Source organism: Pseudorhodoplanes sp. (assembly GCF_035565855.1).
Lineage (GTDB): Bacteria > Pseudomonadota > Alphaproteobacteria > Rhizobiales > Xanthobacteraceae > Pseudorhodoplanes.
This window is the reverse complement of record NZ_DATMRX010000135.1, coordinates 1-22,364: the sequence shown is the minus strand read 5'-3', so window position 1 is coordinate 22,364 and position 22,364 is coordinate 1. Positions and strand designations below refer to the sequence as shown.

The 22,364-nt window shown below is 64.5% G+C and carries 23 protein-coding genes; 7 read left to right on the top strand and 16 right to left on the bottom strand.

What is annotated here, in order from left to right:
* The coding region (locus tag VN004_RS07695) for an aminotransferase class I/II-fold pyridoxal phosphate-dependent enzyme (protein ID WP_325608622.1) at nucleotides 1–193 on the top strand (193 nt) is incomplete at its 5' end.
* Between the two features lie 257 nt (nucleotides 194–450).
* Here the strand turns inward: VN004_RS07695 and VN004_RS07690 are convergent.
* The 5 genes from VN004_RS07690 to VN004_RS07670 all read right to left on the bottom strand — a co-directional run bounded on the left by VN004_RS07690 (nucleotide 451) and on the right by VN004_RS07670 (nucleotide 6,168).
* Nucleotides 451–2,658 carry a 3-hydroxyacyl-CoA dehydrogenase NAD-binding domain-containing protein gene (locus VN004_RS07690; protein ID WP_325608620.1) on the bottom strand — a complete coding sequence of 736 codons (2,208 nt, stop codon included), beginning with the start codon at nucleotides 2,656–2,658 and terminating at the stop codon, nucleotides 451–453.
* A 3-nt stretch (nucleotides 2,659–2,661) separates the two neighbouring features.
* Nucleotides 2,662–3,033, bottom strand: a complete 372-nt coding sequence (locus tag VN004_RS07685) for an endonuclease domain-containing protein (protein ID WP_325608618.1) — start codon at nucleotides 3,031–3,033, stop codon at nucleotides 2,662–2,664.
* Nucleotides 3,034–3,173: 140 nt separating this feature from the next.
* Nucleotides 3,174–3,632: a cupin domain-containing protein gene (locus VN004_RS07680; RefSeq protein WP_325608616.1), complete on the bottom strand. Its 459-nt coding sequence runs from the start codon at nucleotides 3,630–3,632 to the stop codon at nucleotides 3,174–3,176.
* Between the two features lie 12 nt (nucleotides 3,633–3,644).
* The gene (locus VN004_RS07675; protein ID WP_325608614.1) at nucleotides 3,645–4,853 is read right to left on the bottom strand and encodes an acetyl-CoA C-acetyltransferase; all 1,209 of its coding nucleotides are present in this window, start codon (nucleotides 4,851–4,853) and stop codon (nucleotides 3,645–3,647) included.
* Nucleotides 4,854–5,010: 157 nt separating this feature from the next.
* The gene (locus VN004_RS07670) at nucleotides 5,011–6,168 is read right to left on the bottom strand and encodes an acyl-CoA dehydrogenase family protein (RefSeq protein WP_325608612.1); all 1,158 of its coding nucleotides are present in this window, start codon (nucleotides 6,166–6,168) and stop codon (nucleotides 5,011–5,013) included.
* 238 nt (nucleotides 6,169–6,406) lie between these two features.
* On the opposite strand from VN004_RS07670, the gene VN004_RS07665 reads away from it, so the two are divergent.
* A complete protein-coding gene (locus tag VN004_RS07665; protein ID WP_325608610.1) occupies nucleotides 6,407–8,218 on the top strand; it encodes an ABC-F family ATP-binding cassette domain-containing protein in 1,812 nt (603 codons plus the stop codon).
* 117 nt (nucleotides 8,219–8,335) lie between these two features.
* Here the strand turns inward: VN004_RS07665 and VN004_RS07660 are convergent, their stop codons facing one another.
* Nucleotides 8,336–8,785 (bottom strand): YqaA family protein, encoded by a 450-nt coding sequence (locus VN004_RS07660; RefSeq protein WP_325608608.1) that lies wholly within the window; start codon nucleotides 8,783–8,785, stop codon nucleotides 8,336–8,338.
* The gene (locus tag VN004_RS07655) at nucleotides 8,782–10,026 is read right to left on the bottom strand and encodes a TIGR03862 family flavoprotein (RefSeq protein ID WP_325608606.1); all 1,245 of its coding nucleotides are present in this window, start codon (nucleotides 10,024–10,026) and stop codon (nucleotides 8,782–8,784) included. The genes VN004_RS07660 and VN004_RS07655 overlap by 4 nt, the downstream gene beginning before the upstream one ends.
* A gap of 351 nt (nucleotides 10,027–10,377) precedes the next feature.
* Between VN004_RS07655 and VN004_RS07650 the strand changes: the two genes are divergently transcribed.
* On the top strand, nucleotides 10,378–12,183 hold the full coding sequence (locus VN004_RS07650; protein WP_325608604.1) for a caspase family protein: 1,806 nt from the start codon (nucleotides 10,378–10,380) through the stop codon (nucleotides 12,181–12,183).
* A gap of 47 nt (nucleotides 12,184–12,230) precedes the next feature.
* Here VN004_RS07650 and VN004_RS07645 read toward each other — a convergent pair whose 3' ends face one another.
* The 4 genes from VN004_RS07645 to VN004_RS07630 form a co-directional block, all read right to left on the bottom strand.
* Nucleotides 12,231–13,655 (bottom strand): APC family permease, encoded by a 1,425-nt coding sequence (locus VN004_RS07645; protein ID WP_325608602.1) that lies wholly within the window; start codon nucleotides 13,653–13,655, stop codon nucleotides 12,231–12,233.
* A gap of 197 nt (nucleotides 13,656–13,852) precedes the next feature.
* Complete coding sequence (locus VN004_RS07640) at nucleotides 13,853–14,095, bottom strand: hypothetical protein (protein WP_325608600.1); 243 nt, start codon at nucleotides 14,093–14,095, stop codon at nucleotides 13,853–13,855.
* 90 nt (nucleotides 14,096–14,185) lie between these two features.
* The gene (locus VN004_RS07635; protein WP_325608598.1) at nucleotides 14,186–14,521 is read right to left on the bottom strand and encodes a hypothetical protein; all 336 of its coding nucleotides are present in this window, start codon (nucleotides 14,519–14,521) and stop codon (nucleotides 14,186–14,188) included.
* Between the two features lie 147 nt (nucleotides 14,522–14,668).
* Nucleotides 14,669–15,526 (bottom strand): amino acid ABC transporter substrate-binding protein, encoded by an 858-nt coding sequence (locus VN004_RS07630; protein ID WP_325608596.1) that lies wholly within the window; start codon nucleotides 15,524–15,526, stop codon nucleotides 14,669–14,671.
* A gap of 149 nt (nucleotides 15,527–15,675) precedes the next feature.
* Between VN004_RS07630 and VN004_RS07625 the strand changes: the two genes are divergently transcribed.
* Together VN004_RS07625 and VN004_RS07620 are read left to right on the top strand one after the other, a co-directional pair.
* Entirely contained in the window at nucleotides 15,676–16,524 is an 849-nt protein-coding gene (locus tag VN004_RS07625; protein WP_325608594.1) for a DUF1236 domain-containing protein, read from the top strand.
* A gap of 223 nt (nucleotides 16,525–16,747) precedes the next feature.
* Nucleotides 16,748–17,398, top strand: a complete 651-nt coding sequence (locus VN004_RS07620; RefSeq protein WP_325608592.1) for a DUF1236 domain-containing protein — start codon at nucleotides 16,748–16,750, stop codon at nucleotides 17,396–17,398.
* A 147-nt stretch (nucleotides 17,399–17,545) separates the two neighbouring features.
* On the opposite strand, the gene VN004_RS07615 is transcribed toward VN004_RS07620, so the two are convergent.
* A complete protein-coding gene (locus VN004_RS07615) occupies nucleotides 17,546–17,749 on the bottom strand; it encodes a hypothetical protein (protein WP_325608590.1) in 204 nt (67 codons plus the stop codon).
* 345 nt (nucleotides 17,750–18,094) lie between these two features.
* On the opposite strand from VN004_RS07615, the gene VN004_RS07610 reads away from it, so the two are divergent.
* Together VN004_RS07610 and VN004_RS07605 are read left to right on the top strand one after the other, a co-directional pair.
* The gene (locus VN004_RS07610) at nucleotides 18,095–18,742 is read left to right on the top strand and encodes a hypothetical protein (RefSeq protein WP_325608588.1); all 648 of its coding nucleotides are present in this window, start codon (nucleotides 18,095–18,097) and stop codon (nucleotides 18,740–18,742) included.
* Nucleotides 18,739–19,128, top strand: a complete 390-nt coding sequence (locus VN004_RS07605) for a DUF3060 domain-containing protein (RefSeq protein ID WP_325608586.1) — start codon at nucleotides 18,739–18,741, stop codon at nucleotides 19,126–19,128. Before VN004_RS07610 ends, VN004_RS07605 begins: the two co-directional genes overlap by 4 nt.
* Nucleotides 19,129–19,158: 30 nt before the next feature.
* On the opposite strand, the gene VN004_RS07600 is transcribed toward VN004_RS07605, so the two are convergent.
* The 4 genes from VN004_RS07600 to VN004_RS07585 form a co-directional block, all read right to left on the bottom strand.
* The gene (locus VN004_RS07600) at nucleotides 19,159–19,719 is read right to left on the bottom strand and encodes a cytochrome b (protein WP_325608585.1); all 561 of its coding nucleotides are present in this window, start codon (nucleotides 19,717–19,719) and stop codon (nucleotides 19,159–19,161) included.
* Complete coding sequence (locus VN004_RS07595) at nucleotides 19,716–20,765, bottom strand: catalase family peroxidase (protein WP_325608584.1); 1,050 nt, start codon at nucleotides 20,763–20,765, stop codon at nucleotides 19,716–19,718. The genes VN004_RS07600 and VN004_RS07595 overlap by 4 nt, the downstream gene beginning before the upstream one ends.
* 273 nt (nucleotides 20,766–21,038) lie before the next feature.
* Nucleotides 21,039–21,257, bottom strand: coding sequence for an alkylphosphonate utilization protein (locus VN004_RS07590; protein WP_325608582.1), 219 nt, complete (start codon nucleotides 21,255–21,257; stop codon nucleotides 21,039–21,041).
* 84 nt (nucleotides 21,258–21,341) lie between these two features.
* Nucleotides 21,342–22,046, bottom strand: a complete 705-nt coding sequence (locus VN004_RS07585; RefSeq protein ID WP_325608580.1) for a carbonic anhydrase — start codon at nucleotides 22,044–22,046, stop codon at nucleotides 21,342–21,344.
* Nucleotides 22,047–22,364 lie beyond the last annotated feature (318 nt).

The window sequence follows — 22,364 nt, the reverse complement described above, 5'->3', positions numbered from 1 at the left end:
CTATCTGTTCTTTTCGGTCGATGGCGAGGCCGACAGCGAGGCGCTGGCGCGCCGCCTTGTCGACGAGGCGCAGGTCGGCCTCGCGCCAGGTACCGCTTTCGGCGATGGCGGCGCAGGCTTTGTCCGCCTGTGCTTTGCGCGCGATCCGGCGCAGATCCGCGCTGCCTGCGAGCGGATCGCGCAGGTGGTTTGATGGCGGAACGCGAACACCGTCCGGTCTTCACCCTCCCCTCGTGGGAGGGAATCGCGCGGAACCAACCTGTCTGGCGTAATGCGTGAGGCCTCGCGCCCCGGACGCGGTGCGGTACGAAGTACTGCACCGCAGAGCCGGGGCCCATGCCTCAACTTATCATGCCGCAACTTATCATGCTGCAATTTAGCAGGAAGGATGGGTCCCGGTTCTGCAGCCCACCGTTTCACGCTGCGCTGCGCCCGGGACACGAAGCTCGACTAAGCCGCGGCCTTCTCGCTGCCCGTTGCGAAGCGGCCGTAGAAGGTCTCCCCCTTCGCCGCGAGATCGCGGAGCAGCGCATTCGGCGCAAAGCGCGGGCCGTGCTTTTTCTCCAGCGCCTCGCAGAGCGAAACGAATGTCTTCACGCCCATGAAATCGATGTAGGACAAGGTGCCGCCGGTGAACGGCGCAAAGCCGAAGCCGAGGATCGAGCCGACATCGGCCTCGCGCACATCGGTCAGGACGCCTTCCTCGAAGCAGCGCGCCGTTTCCAGCGCCTGGATGACGAGGAGACGCTTCTTCAGTTCGTCCACGTCGATGGTGTCCGGATCGAGCGTCGTCTGTTGCAGATCGGCGAGGCCGGGCCACAGGCTCTTCTGTCCCTTCTCCGGATAATCGTAAAAGCCCTTGCCGTTCTTGCGGCCGAGCCGGCCGTGCTTTTCGACCATCGCTTCGAGCAGCGCCTTCTGCCGCGCATCCACCGCGTCCTTGCCGAGATCGGCTTCGGTGGCCTTCAGGATCTTCCAGGCGAGATCGACCGCCACCTCGTCGTTCAGCGACAACGGGCCGACCGGCATGCCGGCGATCCGCCCGACATTCTCGATCATGGCCGCCGGCACGCCTTCCATCAGCATCAGATGGCCTTCGCGGATATAGGTGCCGACCACGCGCGAGGTGTAGAAGCCGCGGGAATCGTTGACCACGATCGGCGTCTTGCGGATGGCGCGCACGAAGTCGAGCGCAACCGCGAGCGCTTCGTCGCCGGTCTGCTTGCCCATGATGACCTCAACCAGCATCATGCGTTCGACCGGCGAGAAGAAATGGACGCCGATGAATTTCGCCGGGTCCTTGGCGTTTTCCGCGAGCGAGGTGATCGGCAGCGTCGAGGTGTTGGAGCCGAACACCGCATCGGGCACGACGGCCTGCGCCTTCGCGGTCGCCTCCGCCTTGACCTTGCGATCCTCGAACACGGCCTCGATCACGAGGTCGCAGCCCTTCAGTGCATTGTAGTCCGGCGTCGCGGTGATGCGCGCCAGCAGCGCGTCGCGCGCCGCGGTGTTGGCGCGCCCCTTGCTGATCTGCTCGGTCATCAGCTTGTGCGAGAGCGCCTTGCCCCTGTCGGCTGAGTCCTGGTCGCGGTCGATCAGCACCACTTCGAGCCCGGCCTGCGCGCTGACATAGGCGATGCCGGCGCCCATGAAGCCCGCGCCGAGCACGCCGATCCTGGTCAGCTTCGTCGGCGGGATGTTCGCGGGACGCCGCGCGCCCTTGTTCAGTTCGCCCATCGACACGAACAAGGTGCGGATCATCGCCGCCGCTTCCTTCGAGCGCAGGATATGCGCGAAGTAACGCGACTCCACGGTGAGCGCGAGATCGAACGGCAATTGCAGGCCGTCGAACACCACCTGCATGATTGCGCGCGCCGCCGGATAATTGTCGTAGGTCTGCTTGCGATAGAGCGCGCTCGCCGGGGAGAACACCATCATCCCGGCTTTCGACCAGACCGCACCGCCGGGATTCTTGAAGCCCTTCTCGTCCCAGGGCGCGACCGCCTTGCCGCCGGCCTTGATCCAGTCCTTCGCAGCTTTCAGAAGATCGGCCGCCGGCACCACATTGTCGATCAGCTTCATGCCCTTGGCGCGCGCGACCTTGAGCTGATCGCCCTTCGCCAGAAATTGCAGCGCATCGGCCGGCAGCATCATGCGCGAGATGCGGGTCGTGCCGCCGGCGCCGGGAAACAGGCCGATCTTGATCTCGGGAAGGCCGACGCGCGTCTTGTCATTGTCGGCCGCGACGCGATGATGGCAGGCAAGGCACAGCTCGAAGCCGCCGCCGAGCGCGGTGCCATTGATCGCAGCGACCCAAGGCTTGCCGCAGGTTTCGATCCGCCGATAGAGCAGCGATAGCTTGCGGCTTTCCTCGAACAGCGTCTTCGCCGCCGCTTCTTCGCCTTGCGTCTTCACCATCTCGGTGAAGGTCGCCTGCATGGTGTTGAGCAAGGTGAGATCGGCGCCGGCGCAGAATGTGTCCTTGCCGGAGGTGATGACGACGCCTTTCACCCTGTCGTCCGCGGTCGTCTTCTCGACCAGCTCGGACAATTCCTGGATCGTTGCGAGGTCGATGACATTCATCGACCGCCCCGGCGCATCCCAGGTGATGGTCGCGATGCCGTCAGCGTCGGTGTTGACAGAAAAATTCTTCGTCATCTTCTAGCACTCCGCGCGAGGGCTCCCCTCCCCCCGCGAAGCGGTGGGGAGGGGTCGGGGGTGGGGGGCATCTTGCGAACCGCGCATCACTTCATCGTGGATTGCGGCCAAAACGCCATCGATATTCTTCAAGACATCGTTGTTCCAAAAACGAAGCACACGGTAGCCGTGCCTCGCGAGATACGCTTCCCGGGCGCTGTCCTTCGCTGCGTGATCCGCGAGCATATGCTGACCGCCATCGACCTCAACAACGACCCTGCTCTTGTGGCATGCGAAGTCTGCGAAGTACGGCCCGACAGGCGCCTGTCGCCGAAAATGCAGTTCGGGAAAATCGCTCCGCAGCCGCCACCACAGCTTCCTTTCCGCATCCGTCATCCGACCGCGAAGGCTCCTTGCACGTGGCGTTCGAGGATCACTGCGAATCCCGGCCATTCATCGCCCCCCACCCCTAACCCCTCCCCACCGCTTCGCGGGGGGAGGGGAACGGCGCCGCAATCGCGGGTAAAAAAACAAGCCTAATAACTCTCACCGTTCTTGCGTGTGAAACGTACGCCGGTTTCGCTCTTATCACCCATCATGTCGATGTCGGGATAATGAAAGCGTTCGACCGGGGCGCGGGTGCCGATCTCGAGATAAACAACATCAGCCTGCGACCTGTTCACCAGACAATGGCCGTTGGCGACGCCGGCCTTGAAGCCCGCGCACTCGCCCGCGCGCAGGATGGTCTCGCCACCGTCCTCACACAGAGTCGCCTCGCCCTCCAGGACATAGACAAACTCGTCCTCGCCCTCATGCCAATGCCGCAGCGACGACGCTGCACCGGGCTTCAGCCGCGTCAGGTTCACGCCGAATTGCGTGAGGCCCGCCGCATTGCCGAGCGCGGTCTTTTCGCGACCGTGCGTGACCTTGGCGAATTCCGCGGGATAGATGGTGCTGGTGCGCACCGGGCATTTCGACACATCGATTTTCGGCATCGCCTTGAGCCTTCACACCCGCTCGATGATGGTCGCGGTGCCCATCCCGGCGCCGATGCACAAGGTCACCAACGCGGTGTTGAGGTCGCGCCGCTCGAGCTCGTCGAGCACGATGCCGAGGATCATCGCGCCGGTCGCGCCGAGCGGATGGCCCATCGCGATCGCGCCGCCATTGACGTTGATCTTGTCGTGCGGAATGTCGAGCGCCTGCATATAGCGCAGCACCACCGACGCGAAGGCTTCGTTCAGCTCCCAGAGGTCGATGTCGGTCTCCGACATGCCGGCCTTCTTGAGCACCTTCTGCGTCACCGGGATCGGCCCGGTCAGCATGATGCCGGGCTCCGACCCGATATTGGCGAACGCCTTGATGCGCGCGCGGGCTTTAAGCCCCGACGCCTTGCCGGCCTCGGCATTGCCGATCAGCACGGCCGCGGCGCCGTCCACGATGCCGGAGGAATTGCCGGCATGATGCACGTGATTGATCTCCTCCACTTCCGGATAGCGCTGCGTCGCCACCGCATCGAATCCACCGAGTTGGCCCATCTCGACAAAGGAGGGCTTGAGCGAGGCCAGCGACTGCATCGTGGTATTCGGACGCATATGCTCGTCGCGATCGAGCAGCGTGATTCCGTTGACGTCCCTGATCGGAAGGATCGAGTTCTTGAAGCGTCCGTCGGCCCAGGCTTCGGCGGCACGCCGTTGACTTTCGACTGCGTAGGCGTCGACGTCATCGCGCGAGAAGCCATACTTCGTGGCGATCAGATCGGCGGAAATGCCCTGCGGCATGAAATAGGTCGGGATCGCCGCCATCGGATCCATGAACCAGGCGCCGCCCGAGGCGCCGATGCCGACCCGGCTCATCGATTCCACGCCGCCGCCAATGGTCATGTTGTGCTGGCCGCTCATCACTTCGGCCGCGGCGAAATTCACCGCATCGAGCCCCGATGCGCAGAAGCGGTTGATCTGGATGCCGGGCACATGATCGCCGTAACCCGCCAGCAGCGCGGAGATGCGCGCGACGTCGCCGCCCGCCTCCCCGATCGGATCGACGCAGCCCATCACCACGTCGTCGACGAGTTCGGGATCGAGATTGTTGCGCTCGCGCACACCCTTGAGCACCTGCGCGGCGAGATTGACCGTCTGCACCTCGTGCAGGGAGCCGTCCACCTTGCCGCGCCCGCGCGGAGAACGAAGATGATCGTAGATGAAGGCGTCGGTCATTTGCACAGTCTCTCCGTTTTTTCCCTCTCCCCGCTTGCGGGGAGAGGGTGGCGAGCATCGACAGATGCGAGCCGGGTGCAATGCGCCGCTGCGCCGGCCCCTCACCCGGACCGCTTCGCGGTCCGACCTCTCCCCGCGCAGCGGGGAGAGGTAAGCGTCACAAACTCCTCGCAATCAGCAACTTCATGATCTCGTTGGTGCCGGCGTAGATGCGCAGGACGCGCGCATCGCGATACATCCGCGAGATCGGATATTCGTCCATATAGCCATAGCCGCCGAACAATTGCAGGCAGCGGTCGATCACTTTTGCCTGCATGTCGGTCGTCCAGTATTTGATCATCGATGCGGTGACGGTGTCGAGCTCGCCCCTGATGTGGCGCTCGATGCAATGATCGAGAAACACCTTGGCGGCGGTCGCATCGGTCTTGCATTCCGCCAGCACGAATTGCGTATTCTGGAAATCGATGATTCTCTTGCCGAAGGCCTGCCGCTCCTTGACGTAATCGATGGTCAGCCGCAGCGCGCGCTCCATCATCGACACCGCATGGATGCCGACGGTCAGGCGTTCCTGCGGCAATTCCCGCATCAGCTGGACGAAGCCCTGGCCCTCCTCGGTGCCAAGGAGGCTTTCCGCAGGCAACTTCACGTCCTCGAAGAACAATTCCGAGGTGTCGGAGGAATCGAGGCCAAGCTTCTTCAGCTTGCGCCCGCGCCGGAAGCCGGGGGCTTCGGCCGCCTCGACCACGAACAGGGACACGCCTTTTGCGCCCGCCGACGGATCGGTCTTGGCGACGACGATGATGAGGTCAGCATGCTGGCCGTTGGTGATGAAGATCTTCGATCCGTTCAGCACATAGCCGTTGCCGGACTTCTTCGCGCTGGTTCGCACGCCCTGCAGGTCGGAGCCGGTGCCGGGTTCGGTCATGGCGATGGCGCCGACGAGTTCGCCAGTCGCCATCTTGGGCAGCCAGCGCTTTTTCTGCTCCTCGGTGCCGTAATGCAGGATGTAGGGCGCGACGATGCCGGAATGCAGCGGCGCACCGAAGGAGTCGAAGCCGCACAGAGCGAATTCGCGGTTGATCACCGCCTCATGCGCGAAGGTCCCGCCCGCCCCGCCATACGCCTCGGGGATACCGGCGCAGAGCAGTCCGGCCTCGCCGGTCTTGTTCCAGACCGCGCGGTCGTAGATGCCGGCCTCGTTCCAGCGCTCGATATTGGGGACATATTCGGCGGCCATGAAGCGGCGCGCCTGCTCTTCGAGCAGCACCAGCTCTTCCGTCATCCATGACGGCCGCGGCAGGTTCAACACGTCCATTGGCGATTCTCTCCCGGAGGGGGAGGATAGAGACGGAACGCGACGGGTTGAAGGGCGCAAACGGGAGGTCCGGCTTTACGATACGGCCTTTCCGCGGGCGGTACGGCGTTTCCGCCGGCTCAGTCTGTTCCCTCCCCCCTGGGGGGAGGAACATGCAGAGTACGCGGGCCGGCCTTGGCCGGACGCTCGCCAATAGGCGTAGTGCAGCGCAGCGGCGGCGGCTATACAGCCTCCCCTCATGGCACCCCTGATTCAGCTTCGCGACATTGCGCTCACCTTCGGCGGCACCCCGCTCCTGACAGCGGCCGATCTTTCCGTGTCGGAGGGCGAGCGCGTCTGCCTTGTCGGCCGCAACGGCTCCGGAAAATCGACGCTCCTGAAGATCGCCGCCGGCATGATCGAGCCGGACCGCGGCAGCGTCTTCGTCCAGCCCGGCGCCACCATCCGCTATCTGCCTCAGGAACCGGACTTTTCCGGCCACGCCACCACCCTGTCCTATGTCGAGGCCGGGCTCGCACCGGGCGACGATCCCTACCAGGCGCGCTACCTGATCGAGCAGCTCGGCCTGACCGGCGCGGAAGACCCCGCGCATCTGTCCGGCGGCGAGGCACGGCGCGCGGCGCTGGCGCGGGTGCTGGCGCCGAACCCGGATATTCTCCTCCTCGACGAGCCGACAAACCATCTCGACCTCGTCACCATCGAATGGCTGGAAGCCGAGCTGAAAAGCCGCCGCTCCGCGCTGGTCCTCATCAGCCACGACCGGCGTTTTCTCGAAACGCTGTCGCGCATCACGGTATGGCTCGATCGCGGCCGCACGCGGCGGCTGGAGATCGGGTTCAAGGACTTCGAGACGCGGCGCGACGAAATCCTCGCCGAAGAGGAACGCGAGCAGCACAAGCTCGACCGCAAGATCGTCGCGGAAGAACATTGGGTGCGTTACGGCGTCACCGCGCGGCGCAAGCGCAACATGCGCCGTATGGGCGAATTGCAGGCGCTGCGGCAGCAGCGGCGCGACTATCGCGGCAGCGTCGGCAAGGCGAGCATCAGCGTCGCCGAAGCCGACAAGTCCGGGGCCCTCGTGATCGAGGCGAAAAACATCGGCAAGGCCTATGACGGGCGGCCGATCGTCAAGGACTTCTCGACGCGCATCAATCGCGCCGACCGCATCGGCATTGTCGGGCCAAACGGCAGCGGCAAGACCACGCTGCTCTCGCTGCTGACCGGCACGCTCGCGCCCGACGAAGGCAGCGTGCGCTTCGGCGCCAATATCGAAATGGCCTCGCTCGAACAGGACCGCGACAGCCTCAACCCGGACTGGACATTGTCGGAAGCGCTGACCGGCGGGCGCGGCGACACGGTTTCGATCGGCGGACAGACGAAGCACGTCGTCGGCTACATGAAGGACTTCCTGTTCACCCCCGAACAGATCCGCACGCCGCTGCGCGCGCTGTCAGGCGGGGAGCGCGGACGGCTGATGCTGGCGCGGGCCCTCGCCAAGCCCTCGAACCTTCTGGTGCTGGACGAGCCGACCAACGATCTCGATCTCGAAACGCTCGACGTGCTCGAGGAAACGCTCGCCGACTATACCGGCACGGTGATCCTGATCAGCCACGACCGCGATTTCCTGGACCGCGTCGTGAACGCGGTGATCGTGCCGGAAGGCAACGGCGTGTGGAACGAATATGCCGGCGGCTATTCCGATATGCTGGCACAGCGCGGCGCGGACATTGCCTCGACCAAGCCGGCGCGGGCGGCCTCCGCGAAAGAGTCGAAGCCTGCGCCTGCCGCACAGCCTGCCGCGCCGAAGCCGAAGAAGAAGCTCTCGTTCAACGAGAAATACGCGCTCGACAATCTGCCGAAGCAGATCGCAAAGCTGGAAGCCGATATCGCCGCGCTGCAGAAGAAGCTCGACGATCCCAGTCTCTACACGCGCGACCGCAAGGCATTCGATGCGGCGACCGAGGCCATGGCGAAGGCCCAGGCCGAACTCGCCGCCGCGGAAGAGAAGTGGCTGGAGCTCGAAATGCTGCGCGAGGAGATCGAGGGGTAGCGCGTAGCGCTCAGCTCTCCTCCGATCGTCCCCCGAAAGCGGGAACCCAGAACGCGATGCATCGCATGGGGCTTTCTGGATTCCCGCTTGTGCGGGAATGAACGGTGGAGGACGTCGTCACACCACCGAGCTCATCACGCCCATCGCGCCGAAGACCAGCAGCAGATAGCGCGCGGTCTTGGCGATGCTCACCAGAATGAGAAACGACCAGAACGGCTCGCGCAGGAAACCGGCGGCGACGGTGAGCGGATCGCCGATCACCGGCACCCAGCTGAGCAGCAACGACCAGCGGCCATAGCGGTGATACCAGCCCTGCGCCTTGTCGAGCGCCCGCGGCGAGACCGGAAACCATTTGCGATCGCGAAAGCGTTCCGCAAAACCGCCGACCAGCCAGTTGACGCAGGAGCCCAGAATATTCCCCGCGCTCGCAACCGCGATGAGGAGCCAGGGCGAGAATTGTCCGCTCAGCAAGAGCCCCACCAGCGCCACTTCGGATTGCGCGGGCAGGATCGTCGCCGCGATGAAGGCCACGGCAAACAGCCCGGCATAGGCCGTGAGCGCGGTCATGCCGGATGCCCCTCGCGCAATGACGCAAGAAAGCGCAAAGCGCCCTCGCCCGCGGCCAGGCCGGTCGCAAAGCAGGCCTGCAGGAGATAGCCGCCGGTCGGCGCTTCCCAATCCAGCATCTCGCCGGCAACGAACACGCCGGGCTTGCGCCTGAGCATGAAGGCGTCGTCGATCTCCGCGAATGAAATGCCGCCCGCGGTCGAGATCGCGCGATCGATCGGCGCGACCCCAATCAACGGGACCGGCAAAGCTTTCAGCAGGACCGCCATCGCGTCCGGCGCGAGCGCGCCGAGCTTTCCCTTGGTTGCCTCCTGCGCGAGAGCGATTGCAACCGGCGAAAGCGAGAGGCTCTTGCGCAGCGCATTCGACAACGATTGCTTGCCGCGCGGCATCGCCAGTTTGTGCGAAGCCTCCGCGATTGCGGTGTCGGGGAGAAGGTCGATATGCAGCGTCGCCGCGCCATCGCGGCCGATCGCGTCGCGCAATCGCGCCGACAGCCCATAGATCGCGCCGCCCTCGATCCCGTCAGAAGTGATCATCGCCTCGCCGCGCACGCGCTCGGCGCCGAATGAGAGCGCGATATTCTTCAGCGGCTGCCCGGCGAAGCGGCTGCGCATCGGCTCGGACCACGCAACGCGGAACCCGCAATTCGACGGCTGCAACGGCGACACCGCGATGCCTTCGCGCATGAGCAGGCCGGCCCAGCCGCCGTCCGAGCCGAGCCGCGGCCAGCTTGCACCGCCGAGCGCGAGCACGGTGACGCCCGCCTCGACGCGGGCGATGCCGGAAGGCGTGTCGAATGTCAGCGCCCCCGTCTCGTCCCAGCCGGTCCAGCGATGGCGCAGCGCAACGCGCACGCCCCTGGCATCGAGCCGCCGCAGCCACGCGCGCAGCAGGGGTGACGCCTTCATCGCCTTCGGAAAGACGCGCCCGCTGGTGCCGACAAAGGTCGGCTGGCCCAGTTCCTCGCTCCATGCGCGCAATGCACCCGGCGGGAGCGCCTCGATCGCACGCTTCAGACGCGGTTCCGCTTCGCCGTAGCGGGACAGAAACCGCGTCATTTCTTCCGAATGGGTCAGGTTGAGGCCGCCACGGCCGGCCATCAGGAATTTCCGCGCGAGCGAGGGCATGCGCTCATACACGGTGACCGCGATATTGGCACGCGCCAGCGCTTCCGCGGCCATCAGCCCGGCCGGACCGCCACCGATGATTGCCGCCGCCGGAATCTTTCCATCTGTCATCACCTTCGTGTGACAGATGCATCCCCGTTGAGGCAAGGGATCGCCTGATCCCTGGTGATCGGGCAGGATGCAGCGTGAACGGCGAAAGCGCGGTGCGCTCGCGCCGGCGAAGCGGGCGGCATTCTGTCGGCAGGCATGAACCGAGGGCATGAACCGAGGGCATGAACCCAAGGCCATGAAAGCAAGGCCATGAAAGCAAGGCCATGAACCTGTGAACGGCTTCATGCGACCAACCGACAACCCGCAAGACCGCTTGCCGTGTCCTCGTCTTTGGGATTGGAACGGTCGCGGCCAGTTCGGCATGACGCCAGGGACAGAATCTTTCGTCCGGCTCGAACAGGGAGGATGACAATGCTGAGGCAACTCGCCCTCGCATGCGCCGTTGCAGGAGCCTCGCTCGCCTGCGCTCCGGTTGACGCATTCGCGCAAGATCGCTTCGCGCTGGTGATCGGGAATTCCAAGTACAAGAGCGTCAGTCCGCTCGCCAACCCGGCCCGCGATGCGAACGCCGTCGCCGCGCTTCTGAAGGACGCCGGCTTCCAGGTCGCCTCGGCGATCGATCTGGACAAGGCGAGCATGAGCAAGGTGATCCGCTTCTTCACCACCAGCATCGCCGACAAGCCCGACAACACGGTGGCGCTGATCTACTTCGCCGGGCACGGCGTTCAGGTGGACGGCGAGAATTTCCTGATCCCGGTCGATGCATCCATCGCCCGTGAGGCCGACGTCCCGCTCGAAGCAATGCGCATGGGCGATCTGATGTCGATGCTGGAAAACGTGCGGGCCAAAACCCGGATCGTCATTCTCGATGCCTGCCGAGACAATCCATTCGGTGACATCGCAAAAACCGCGCCGCGCGGACTGGCCCTGGTGAATGCCCCCGCCGGAACGCTGGTCGCCTATTCGACCTCTCCCGGTCACACCGCGGACGACGGCGCGGGCTCAAATTCACCGTTTGCGCAGGCGCTGCTGAAGTCGGCGCGCGAACCCGGCCTTCCGATCGAAACGGCGCTGAAAAACGTGCGGCTCGCCGTGCATGGCACGACCGGCGGACGACAGACGCCGTGGGAAGTGTCGGCGCTCACTGAGCCTTTCTCGTTCTTCCCGGGTGCTACGCCCGTGAAGGCGCCGGACAAGGAGAAAAGCGCTGAAGAGTGGCGCAAGGAATTGCAGGCGGCATCGCCGCGCGATGCGTTCGCGATCGCGGTCCGCGAGGACGATGTCGTGGTTTACGAGCAATATCTCGCGCTCTACGGCACAAATCCGCTCGCGACGAACCTGCGCGCGATATTCGATCGCCGGCTGATGATGCTGGCGTGGCAGGAAGCCGTCGCGCTCAATACCGAAGCGGCATTTGCGGCATTTCTCGCGCGCTATCCCAACAGCGATATGAGTGAGACCGCGCGGCGTTTGCAACAGCGCGCGCAGAACCGGCTGGCGATGGCATCCGTGCTGGGTGGCGCGCGGGATGCAAATCTCATTCAGGCCACGGCTCCGGGCGGGACATGCCCCTGCACCACGCCGGGTGCGCCGAACAATCGGTCGGTGCCGCCGTCTACGCCGCCTTCCGGCACCCGCGCCTCTATCCCTGTTGCACCTGGAGGTCCGGCACCCACCGGCCCGATCACACCGGTCGCGCCTTTGGTGCCTGTCGTTCCGCAGGGACCGGTCATCGTGCCGGGCGGACCGGTCGTCGTGCCGGTGATCCCCGTCATTCCCCCGCGCATCAAGGATCCCATTCGGACACGTGATCCCTATCCCGGCCGCCGCCCGCCGGGAGACCGCGGCACCGACAAGACCGATGGCCATAAGCCGACCAAACCCGACTATCCGACCGGCGATCGCGGCACGTCGAAGCCCGGTTCGCATACGAAGGGCGGCGATAAAATCCGCGACACTCGCGGCAAGCGCGACCTGCCGAAACTCGCCAATCCGCGCCGCGATGCCCGCGCCATCAATCCACGGACCCCACCGCGCGTCACCCGCGAAGCCGGCCGTGTCCCGCAACATGCTGCGCCGCGCATCGCCGCTGCCCCACGCGGCGGCGTCATTCGGATGGGCGGCGGACAATTCCGCGGCGGCAATTTCGGTGGCGGCGGCGGGCGATTCCGCGGCGCCGGCGGTCATGGCGGCGGCGGAGGCTTCCGCGTGCGCTGAGCGGAGCAGAGAGACCAACCTCACACCCCGCGGCGCCTAGTCGAGGCTCAGTTCTTCGGACCGTCGCCGCCGATCTCGTCCATCAGCGGCGCGGCCGGCTTCACGCCAGTCGCGCGGTTGATCAGGATGGTGACGCCCCACAGCACGATACCAATCGCGATCAGAACGCCGGCGATGCGATATTGCTGCGCATCGCGGCCGGTCCAGGGACCGACCAGGAAGGCGCATGTCAGCGCGCCCAGCACCGGCACGAATGTCGGCGTGCGGAAATGCTTGTGCTTCACATTATCCTTGCGCAGCACCAGCACCGCGATATTCACCACCGTAAAGACGCAGAGCAGCAGTAAGGCCGTGGTGCCGCCGAGTGCGGGGATTTCGCCGACGAAGGTGATGAGCAGAAAGGCCAGGAGCGTCGTGAAGACGATCGCGACATAAGGCGTATGCCGCGAGCGATGCACGAGGCCGAACGCGCCCGGCAGTACGTGCTCGCGGCCCATGCCATAGACCAGGCGACTCGCCATCAGCATGTTGATCAGCGCGGAATTGGCGACGGCGAACATGGTGATGAAGCCGAAGATCCAGAGGGGGAAATTCGGCGCGCCGGCCTGCACCACTTTCAGAAGCGGCGTCTCGCCCTGGCTGAGTTCGTGCGGCGGCACGAGCGTCACCGCCGAAATCGAGACCAGCACATAGACGGTCGCCGTGAGGAAGAGACCGGCCAGGAGGATCTTCGGAAAGATCCGGGTCGGGTCCTTGGTCTCCTCCGCCATGTTCACCGAATCCTCGAACCCGACCATGGCGTAGAACGCGAGCGTCGTCGCCGCGATCACCGGCCAGATGAAACTCGTATCCGGCGCGGTCTTGAACTCGAGCGCGCGCGACACGTCGCCCTGGCCGAGCCCGATCGCCCACAGCCCGATAAAGATGATGATGAGGAGACCGGTCAGCTCGATACAGGTGAGGACCATGTTGGTCTTCACGCTCTCGCCGACACCGCGAAAATTGATGAGACCGACCACCGCCATGAAGGCGAGGCCGATCAGCGTGACGCCGACAGTCCCGCCGGGATCCATTCCGAACGTGTGCACGAAATTCGCGGCGAAGGCGCGCGAAGCGGTCGATGCCGAGGTGATGCCGCTGCACATCACGGCAAAGGCCACGATGAAGGTGAGGACATGGATGCCGAAGGCGCGATGCGTATAGAGCGCGGCTCCGGCGGCGCGCGGATATTTGGTGACGAGTTCGAGATAGGACAACGCGGTCAGAAGCGCGACAAAGAAGGCGACGAGAAACGGCAGCCACACCGCGCCGCCGACGAGATTGGCGACCTGTCCGGTAAGCGCGTAGATGCCGGTGCCGAGAATGTCGCCAACGATAAACAGCAGCAGCAGCCAAGGGCCCATGACCCGTTTCAGTTCGGGCTGGCCATGGCCGGCGCGTCGCTCGGCTTCGCCGTCGCTGATTGCAGTCATGCTTGCCCCTTCACCGCCGCGCTGAAGCGTCCAGGTTTCCGCGCATCAAGACTACGCATGAGTGCGGCGCTGGCAACCGAGTCGATGAACTTTGCTTTGGAGAGGACGAATCGCGATCAGCGTAAAAGAAAAAGCGGCATGGCCGGGAACCCGGACATGCCGCTTCTTCAGTTCAGTCGCCCGCGCGGGCGAGTATCCTAGTAATAGTAGCGATAGCGCGGCGCATAGTAGCGCGGCGCATAATAACGCGGCGCGTAGTAGCGATACGGCCGGTAATAGCGCGGCCGATAGCCGTAATAATAGTACTGCACCTGTTGCGCGTTGCTCGCGTCGGGCGCAGCGAGGCCCTTGTCGAAGCGCGCTTCCGCGCTGGTCGGCATGGCGACAGCCGCGACGGCCAGGCCCGCGGCTACAACAGCGATCGTCAGAAACCTACGCATAGTGACTCCTCTCCTGTTTGGAAACTTCCACCCATCCGATAAGCGGCTGCGCGTTTCGTCGTTCCAAGCGCGCAGCCAGCAAGCCAGGCGTTACCAGTACCGATATGGCCGGTAATAGCCGTAACCGTAGCGCGGATAGTAGCGCGGCGCGTAATAGCGCGGCGCGTAATATCCGTAATAGCGCGGCGCGTATCCGTAGCCGCCGTAATATCCGTAGCCGCCGTAATAAGCGGGGTAATAGCCGCCGTAATAGGCCGGCGGATAATAATAGCCCGCATTGGCGATTGTCGCCGCGCCGAGTACGCCAGCGGCGATTCCGGCGCCAACCCAGCATCCGTGGCATCGGGCATCGGCTTGCGTCGGGAAGGTGAATGTCGCAGCCGCGATGCTCGCGGCGGCGATCAACGTCAACGACATCTTACGCATGATGATCTCCTCACGCTGCGCCAAGGCCAAGGAGCCGAGCGGCGCATTCCTCAGCGCATCTGAAAGAAACATAACACGCGCGAGCGTTTAGAAACCTGAGCAGGAATCACGCTTTGATGAACGATGGTGAATGAATCGTCAGACTTGTTATTGCGGCAGCGCACCGAGTGAGAACACGGCGAGCAGGACCGGACCAGGCTTCAGCTTGATCTGATCGAACCACTTGCCGAAGACACTGAAGATGGCGCCCGACCGGAACACCTCCGCGAGCGCCGAATTCACCGCCAGGCGCAAGGCCCAGTCGCCGCGCGGCAGCACGATCGCATAAGGCTCGAGCGACAGGTCGTCCGGCAGCATCGTGAGCGCCTTGGCATCCTGGAAGCGCGCCCCGACCAGCAGCAATTTGTCGCTGGCATAGCCGTCAACCTCGCCCTTTTCCAAGGCTGCGATCCCGGCATCGCGGTCCTTCACAGGTACCAGAGTGAACTTCAGCTTTCCTTGCTTCAGAAGTCCGGACAACGCCGCTTCATTCGTGGTGTTCGCCGCGACCGCGATCTTCTGGCCGTTCAGATCACCGGCTTTGGTGAGGCCGGTATTGGCGCGCACCACCAGTCCGGTGCTCTCGACAAAGGTGATGAGGGAGAAATCGACCTGCTTCATGCGCGTCAGCGTGATGGTCGACGAACCGCACTCCATGTCGGCCTTGCCCTGCGCGACCATGTCGAAGCGATTCTGCGTCGTGACCTCGACCCATTCGATTTTGAGCTGCGTGTTCAAGGACTTGCCGATCGCGTCGACCGCGAGGCGGCACAGATCGACGGTGTAGCCGACCGGCTCCTTGGTCTGGGGATGGACAAAGGAGAACGGCGCCGCCGCCGCGCGGTAGCCGAGCTTGATCGTCTTGGTATCCGAGATGCGCTTGAGACGGCTGTCGGCCGGCGTTTGGGCACTCGCAAGCGACGCGGAGACAATCAGAGCGACACAGGCAATCGCGATACGCAGCATTGGATACTCCCCCCGAGCATGTAAGCGCGGCCTTAACGTTACCGGGTCGTTGTGGAACCGGCAAATCGCTCCTGCTGCATCGCACCGGAACGAAGTATCGGCGCCCTGCGTTCTGTCGCAGACCTCAGCCCAGAGATGCGAGGACTGTCATGACGCGCATATCCATTACCGCCGCTGTTTTCTCCGCTGCGATGCTCAGTGCAGCACACGCCCAGACGATCGGCACCGCGACCACGGACCTCAACATCCGCTCGGGTCCGGATCCTCAATATCCCGTGATCGGAATGCTCCGCGAAAATCGCCGCACCACGGTGCTTGGCTGCATCGAGGGCAGCCGCTGGTGTCAGGTCGATCTGCGCGGCCGAACCGGGTGGGCCTATTCTCAATACATGGTGATGTCGGGTAGCCCGGTCGCCGTTCTGCAAGCCCCCGAGTACGATGTTGCGCCCCGCGCCGTCGTCGCTGCGCCGCAACCGGTCATAACGCAGCCGACGCTGCCGGTCCCCGTGTTGCAGCCGGTCGCGGTACCGGTCCCCGTTCCGGTTGCGGTGCCGGCGCCAACCTACCAGCCTGCTCCGCCGCCGGTTTATGCGGCGACGACTCCGCCACCGCCCGTGACCTATCAGGCGCCGACGGTGACCTATCAGGCACCGGCTCCGGCGGTCACCTATCGCGCGCCGATGACGACCACAGTTGTCGAGACAAATGCTGTCGCCCCGCGTGAATTCGTGGGCCGTCTGACGCCGCCACGTGAGGTCATCTACGCTGCAACCACGCCGCCGCGGGGTTATGTGCCGCCGCGGTCAGTGCGGACCTATATCAGCATGAACCCGCTGGAAACCGTGTGGCTGGAAGGAAGCCTTATGGTCGGCGCTGCAATCCCCGAAGAAATCGACATCGTGCCGGTACCGGGCTCGCGTTACCACTACGCATATGTGAACGACTATCCGGTGCTGGTCGATGCCGCATCGCGGCGCATCGTCTACGTCTATCGCTGATCGCGCACATCTGTCGCCAATCGACATTCCACATGCAAAGGCGGATGACGGAAACGTCATCCGCCTTTGGCTTTGGCATCACGGCGCTTTGATGAAGGTCCCATTGCTGTGATTTGAAACAAGCCTCGCCGCGTTCGTTAATGCGCACGGCAATTGTCCGAGGGCATAAACAGGGGCGGTCATGAAACGCGTATTTGTCTCAGCTATTTTATTTTCATTATCGATGGCAGGTGCGGCGCACGCGCAGACCACGGGCACCGCGACCACCGATCTCAACATCCGGTCCGGCCCCGGGCCCGAACAACCCGTCATCGGTTTGATCAAGGCGCATCAACAGGCGCGCATCCTCGGCTGCATCGAAGGCAGCTTGTGGTGCCAGATCGATTATCGCGGCCAGATCGGCTGGTCGTATTCGCAATACATGTCGCTGAAAGCCGGCAGCGGCACCATCGTGGTGCGCGAGCCGGCGCATGTCGCAGGCATTCCCGTCATCACCTACAACCCGCCGCCCACCGTCGCCGTGGCGCCGACCTATCGGCCCGAAGTCGTGGCCTTCCCGCCGCCGCCACCTCCGCCGGTGATGGGGCCGATTCCCACAGTGGTCGGGCCCGGCGGTCCGGGCGCGGGCGCCATCGGCACCGATCCGCTCGCCACCATGACACCGATAACGCCACCGGCTCTGGTCGGCGCTTATGTGACCGCGAATGTGCTGCCCTCTTATCCTTACCCCGGCGAAGTCGTGGTCGGCGCGACGGTGCCGCAGACCATCGTGCTGAATAACGTGCCCGACTATCGCTATCAGTACACCTACGTGAACAACACGCCGGTCCTCGTGGATCCTGCGACACGGCGCATCGTTTACGTCTTTCGTTAGTCCGCAAGGCGACGCGGATAGCGCGGCAGATCAGCGTCCCCGATCTGTCGGCGCGAATGGGCCCGGGAGCGCCAGCCCGGGCCCATTTATTTTTTGCGGCGTGGTGTCCGGCCGATTGGATCGCGCGATGTCGCGCGGCCTGTCGCCTCAATGCAAAACGTCGTCGGTTCCGAAATTCAGATCCAGCGCGCGGTCGGCCGCCGGCTTGCGGGCAGCGGGCCGCTCGGAAAACATCACCCCGCAATCGTCGCAACGATAGACGTCATGACGGCGGCCATCGGCGTCCCGATCCGGCGGTGAGATCGGGATCATCTTGCGCGCGCAATTCGGACAAGCGGGACGATGAGCCATCGGCTGGTGCGGTTAATTCGTGCCGGGCACGCCGACCGGATGCGGGTCAGGCGGCTCGCGGGACGCTGGCCCGCTATTTAAGCCACAGCCAATCCGCCGTAAACCGCGAGGCTGTCCGATGGTTACCCCGATCGGGACCGGCATCGTCCATTCGACCACAACCCCGACGAACCATGAGGGCCAGCCGAACGCGAAGGCGATCAACCCGGCTCTCATGATAGTTGCATCGACAGTCCTGCGCTTTCGCGCTTCACAAGCAGAGCGTTCATCGATCAAAACTTCGCGTGCTCACTCGTAGCGCTTGCGCGTCCTCTATAGTCGCGGACGTCCATCGCGGAGGTGCCGATGCTGCGCCTGTCCCTTCCGCCGCCGCGCGACCTGCCCTGGCCGCTGAAACCGCTCGAGAGCGCGCAGACCTCGCTCGATTATGACGAATGCGGGCGCATGGTGATGCGCATCCGCCATGATCTGCTGCGCGGCATCACGCCGGCGATGGTCGCCTGGTGGTTCCGCAACATCGGCGGCGAGATGGATGTCGCGGGCGTGCGCATGAACCGCTATCTCGTCTGGCATCCGTTCGACCATATCCATTGGGAACTCGCAGCTCCCGCGTCCGGTGGCGGCGCGGGTCCCGGATGCAAATTTCGCATCGTCGAGGCGTTCGGCCGCAATCCGGATTTCTATGTCGATGCGACCGAAACGGTGACGCAGCTCGATGACGACGGCCTCACATTGGTCGGCACGCGCGCCGGCATCGAGGTGACGCGGCTGCATCACGATTTCATCGCGGCGAATGGCGGCACGCGCTACGTTTCGATGCTGCGGATCGGCATCGGCGTGCCCGGGCTGTGTCACATCGTCAATCCTGTGGTGCATCGCTTCATTTTTCCAGAAGCGATGGGCCGCGCCTGGCTCAAGCATAATGTCGAGGAAGTCGGATTGCTGGAGCACATGCTGCCCCTGCTCTGGCCAACGCGTGGGGACCGCGCATGACACGCCAAGCCTGGCCCCTGTTTGCATTGCTGACACTGACGGCGTGCGGTGAGGCGCCCGACCGGACCTACGCGGACGTCACGAACGCGACGCATGATTGCGGCAAGGAGAAGAAGGTCGCTGTCAATGCCAGCGGCGGCAGCTTCACCTTCACGGGGCCTTGCGCCAGCATCGCGCTCAATGGCGCGAACAACACGCTCACCATCGAATCCGCAAACGCGCTCGACATCAAGGGTGACGGCAACATCGTGAAGATCGGCGCGGTCGATTCGGTCAGCGTCAACGGCTCGCAGAACAAGGTGGCCTACAAGCGCGGCGTGACGGACATCCAGCCGCCATCGGCCACCACCCGCGGCAACAACAACGACGTGCGTCAGGGGCCGTGAAGCCGGTCAACCGGCCAAGGCCCGCAGCACTCATTCAGGCTCCGTGCGGAAGGCGAAGCGCTGCGACGTCATGCTCTGGAACACGCCGTCGCGACGGATCAGCGCGTGAAACAATGCCGCCGCGATATGCATCAGGATCAGCGCGAACAGCGCGAAGCCGAGATAGAAATGCGCGTTCCATAGCAGCGTGTGCAGAAAGTCGCTCTGCGGCAGGATGGCCGGGACGCGGATGCCGCCATACAACACGATCGGATAATCCGCAGCCGAGAGCATGCCCCAGCCAATCAGCGGGATGCCGATGAACATCGCATAGAGCAGATAATGCGAGGCCACCGCCGCAAGCTTCATCGGCTGCGGCAGATCCGCAGGCAAGGGCGGCGCGCCGTAGCGCAGCCGCACGACGAGGCGGATCAGCGCCAGCACGAGGATCGCCATGCCGAGCGTTTTGTGCGTGACGAGGAGCGGCACGTATTTCGGCATGACGGTGGACACCATGCCGACGCCGATAAACAGCATCGCCAGAATGCAGATCGCCATCAGCCAGTGCAGGACGCGCTGGAACAGCGTGAAGCTTTGGGTGCGCTCCGTCATGGCCTGGTGCCCGTCTTGGTTCGGGGATAATCCTTCGTCTCCGCGGTCCGCAGGTCATAGGAGCGCGCATACGCCGCCGACCGCGCCGCCGGGAACGGATCGTCGGAGACCTGGATGCCGCGCGGCAGGATGGTCGGGTCGAAATTGATGTCGCGGCACGGCCCGTCCGGCTCGGCTTCGATTTGTTGCACGATGAGTGTGCCGACATCGACATTGCGCCGGTCCTGCGGCCATGCCTTGGTCGGATCGGATGTCGGATCGCCCGGCTCGGCGAGCGTGACCCGGAGCGTCCAGCGTTGCGGATTGGCACGAACGCGCTCTGTGATCTCCTGCTCGAGATAATTCGGCCCGCGTTCGGCAAGTTCATCCGGCGAGACCGTCACCGCGGGCGCTGCGGGGATCAGCGCCCAGCGCACTGGCTGTTCATGGCCCGCGGCATTCACGAACACGAAGGCGTTCAGGCTGTGATAGGGCTCCTCGGCATAGCTCGAGGTCCAGTCCTTGCGGCCGGCCCATGCGCCGAAGCCCGCAAGCTCCGGATGCGCGGCCTGGAACGCTTTCATCGCCTCGGGAGTCTTGCTGGCTTCCAATAATCCGTAGAAGGCCTGCGGCGTCGATACCGGAAAGACCGGGGCATTGATCATCGCGCTGCGCCAGACGGCGCCCTCCGGGGTCGCGATCTGCAAGCCGATGCCGCGCACCCGCACGGTGGAATCCGCGGCGTTCGGGTCCGCCGTGCCGAGATTGAATCTGCCGAGCACGGGGTATTGGCCGCGGTCGAAGACTGCCGCGCGCGACAGCGCAGCGCCGTCGCCGTTCGATTCGAACACACCGGTGAAGCAAATGCCCTTGGCGTGGTTGCGCCGATGCCCGAGCGCCGGGCCACTCGCGGGGGCGAAGGCCGCGACCACCTTTTTCGGCGTCAGACGTCCCGGCGAGAGAAAGCCCGCCGTATAGGCGAAGGCGCCGGCGAGCACCGCAATGACGATACCGATCAGCGCGAACGAGCCGAGATTGGAGCGCAAGGACGCGGGTGTCTGAGCCATGCAAGCCTCGCCACTGTCGCCCGGCGGATCGCTCAAACGGCGCACCGGGAGTTCCAGCAGCGACTGACCGGGCGCTTCCAGGGCGCCGGCTCCGCTGCTCTCTACAGCAGGTAGAACACCTTGGGAGCCGATCTGGTCTTGTGCCGGATTGCCCGGCTCAGGGCTTTCTTGCGCTCAGTGCGTCGTTTGGCGAAGCGTTGTGTGTTCCGCCCTCATCCTGAAGGAGTGACCGGAGGGCGCGGCTCGAAGGATGAGGGCCGCGCGGGCCCCGGCTCACGCCTTCTTCAGGAATTCCGTCTTCAGGACGAGGCCCTTCACCTGCCTGGTGTTGCACTCGATCTCGCCCGGATCGCCGGTGAGGCGGATGTTCTTGACCAGCGTGCCGCGCTTGAGCGTCTCCGACGTGCCCTTGACCTTCAGGTCCTTGATCAGCGTGACGGAGTCGCCGTCCTTGAGGATGTTGCCGTTGCTGTCGCGGGTCTCGTCGGTCATGGGAGTCTCGATCTTGCGTTCTTCAAGGGGCCGGTCCGGCGCGCAGCGCCTTTTACACGCCAGACCTGCGCCTGTCGCGGACAGCTAGACCAGACCCACTTTCCCGGTGGCGAGATCATAAACGCCACCCACCACGCGAATCTGACCCTTGGTGACCATGTCGGCCAGGATCGGCGTTGCCGTTTTCAGCCGCTCGACATTGTACTGCACATTGGCGACGACGGCGCGTTGCGCGAGATCGCTACCCGCGTTCTTCAATGTCGGCTCGATGCCGGGCTTCATCGCCCTGACGAGATCCGCAATATGACCGGGCAGCGTATTGCCCTTCTGCAGCGCCTCGACCGTGGCATTCACCGCGCCACAGCTGTTGTGGCCCAGAACCATGATCAGCTTCGTGCCGAGAACCGCCGCACCATATTCGAGGCTGCCGAGACCATCGGGCGTGACGAAATTTCCCGCGACGCGAACGACGAACAGATCGCCGGGATTTTGATCGAACGCCAGTTCCGGCGCGACGCGGGAATCCGCGCAGCCGAGGATCGCGGCGAACGGCGCCTGGCCCTGCGTCCGCGCGGCGCGCCCGGCGGAAAAGTCGCGCTGCTGCGGTTGATTGGCGACGTAGCGGGCGTTACCGGCCTCAAGGAGCTTCAGGGCCTCGTCGGGCGTCGCGGCCGCCCTCGCCGGCTGCGCTTGCGCCCGGCCGCCGAATTGCGTCGCGGCCAGCAAGCCAGCGCCGGCCAACATCACGGCGCGGCGGCTCGCGGTCTTCTGGAGGCATTGGTCACACATGGTCCGTTTCCTTCCTTGCAGCTTTTTGTTGTCGCGAGGGGTCTCCTACGGCGATTACGATTAAGCATTGGTGCACGCGGCACCGCGTGCAGCGCGACACCGGCGCGCAGCGCAGCGGACAAGCCGGCTGTGGAGTCGCGCCGGCCTCTCTAATTCGCGTTCGTCCCCGCGAAAGCAGGGACCCAGAGCGACACGCGAGCCTCTCTCAGCCCTCATCCTGAGGAGCGACCGAAGGGCGCGTCTCGAAGGATAAAGGGCGGTTTAATCTTCCCAAGGCCACTGACGCGCCGCGTGCCTCACACTGAGAATAACCACCTC

What these genes read in the sequence shown, in the direction of transcription:
- VN004_RS07605 (WP_325608586.1), top strand. Translation starts at nt 18,739, where the DNA reads ATGACACGCCAAGCCTGGCCCCTGTTTGCATTGCTGACACTGACGGCG.
- VN004_RS07670 (WP_325608612.1), bottom strand. Translation starts at nt 6,168, where the DNA reads ATGGACGTGTTGAACCTGCCGCGGCCGTCATGGATGACGGAAGAGCTG.
- VN004_RS07610 (WP_325608588.1), top strand. Translation starts at nt 18,095, where the DNA reads ATGCTGCGCCTGTCCCTTCCGCCGCCGCGCGACCTGCCCTGGCCGCTG.
- VN004_RS07615 (WP_325608590.1), bottom strand. Translation starts at nt 17,749, where the DNA reads ATGGCTCATCGTCCCGCTTGTCCGAATTGCGCGCGCAAGATGATCCCG.
- VN004_RS07640 (WP_325608600.1), bottom strand. Translation starts at nt 14,095, where the DNA reads ATGCGTAGGTTTCTGACGATCGCTGTTGTAGCCGCGGGCCTGGCCGTC.
- VN004_RS07655 (WP_325608606.1), bottom strand. Translation starts at nt 10,026, where the DNA reads ATGACAGATGGAAAGATTCCGGCGGCGGCAATCATCGGTGGCGGTCCG.
- VN004_RS07690 (WP_325608620.1), bottom strand. Translation starts at nt 2,658, where the DNA reads ATGACGAAGAATTTTTCTGTCAACACCGACGCTGACGGCATCGCGACC.
- VN004_RS07620 (WP_325608592.1), top strand. Translation starts at nt 16,748, where the DNA reads ATGGCAGGTGCGGCGCACGCGCAGACCACGGGCACCGCGACCACCGAT.
- VN004_RS07585 (WP_325608580.1), bottom strand. Translation starts at nt 22,046, where the DNA reads ATGTGTGACCAATGCCTCCAGAAGACCGCGAGCCGCCGCGCCGTGATG.
- VN004_RS07645 (WP_325608602.1), bottom strand. Translation starts at nt 13,655, where the DNA reads ATGACTGCAATCAGCGACGGCGAAGCCGAGCGACGCGCCGGCCATGGC.
- VN004_RS07595 (WP_325608584.1), bottom strand. Translation starts at nt 20,765, where the DNA reads ATGGCTCAGACACCCGCGTCCTTGCGCTCCAATCTCGGCTCGTTCGCG.
- VN004_RS07590 (WP_325608582.1), bottom strand. Translation starts at nt 21,257, where the DNA reads ATGACCGACGAGACCCGCGACAGCAACGGCAACATCCTCAAGGACGGC.
- VN004_RS07635 (WP_325608598.1), bottom strand. Translation starts at nt 14,521, where the DNA reads ATGCGTAAGATGTCGTTGACGTTGATCGCCGCCGCGAGCATCGCGGCT.
- VN004_RS07650 (WP_325608604.1), top strand. Translation starts at nt 10,378, where the DNA reads ATGCTGAGGCAACTCGCCCTCGCATGCGCCGTTGCAGGAGCCTCGCTC.
- VN004_RS07600 (WP_325608585.1), bottom strand. Translation starts at nt 19,719, where the DNA reads ATGACGGAGCGCACCCAAAGCTTCACGCTGTTCCAGCGCGTCCTGCAC.
- VN004_RS07665 (WP_325608610.1), top strand. Translation starts at nt 6,407, where the DNA reads ATGGCACCCCTGATTCAGCTTCGCGACATTGCGCTCACCTTCGGCGGC.
- VN004_RS07685 (WP_325608618.1), bottom strand. Translation starts at nt 3,033, where the DNA reads ATGACGGATGCGGAAAGGAAGCTGTGGTGGCGGCTGCGGAGCGATTTT.
- VN004_RS07680 (WP_325608616.1), bottom strand. Translation starts at nt 3,632, where the DNA reads ATGCCGAAAATCGATGTGTCGAAATGCCCGGTGCGCACCAGCACCATC.
- VN004_RS07660 (WP_325608608.1), bottom strand. Translation starts at nt 8,785, where the DNA reads ATGACCGCGCTCACGGCCTATGCCGGGCTGTTTGCCGTGGCCTTCATC.
- VN004_RS07675 (WP_325608614.1), bottom strand. Translation starts at nt 4,853, where the DNA reads ATGACCGACGCCTTCATCTACGATCATCTTCGTTCTCCGCGCGGGCGC.
- VN004_RS07625 (WP_325608594.1), top strand. Translation starts at nt 15,676, where the DNA reads ATGACGCGCATATCCATTACCGCCGCTGTTTTCTCCGCTGCGATGCTC.
- VN004_RS07630 (WP_325608596.1), bottom strand. Translation starts at nt 15,526, where the DNA reads ATGCTGCGTATCGCGATTGCCTGTGTCGCTCTGATTGTCTCCGCGTCG.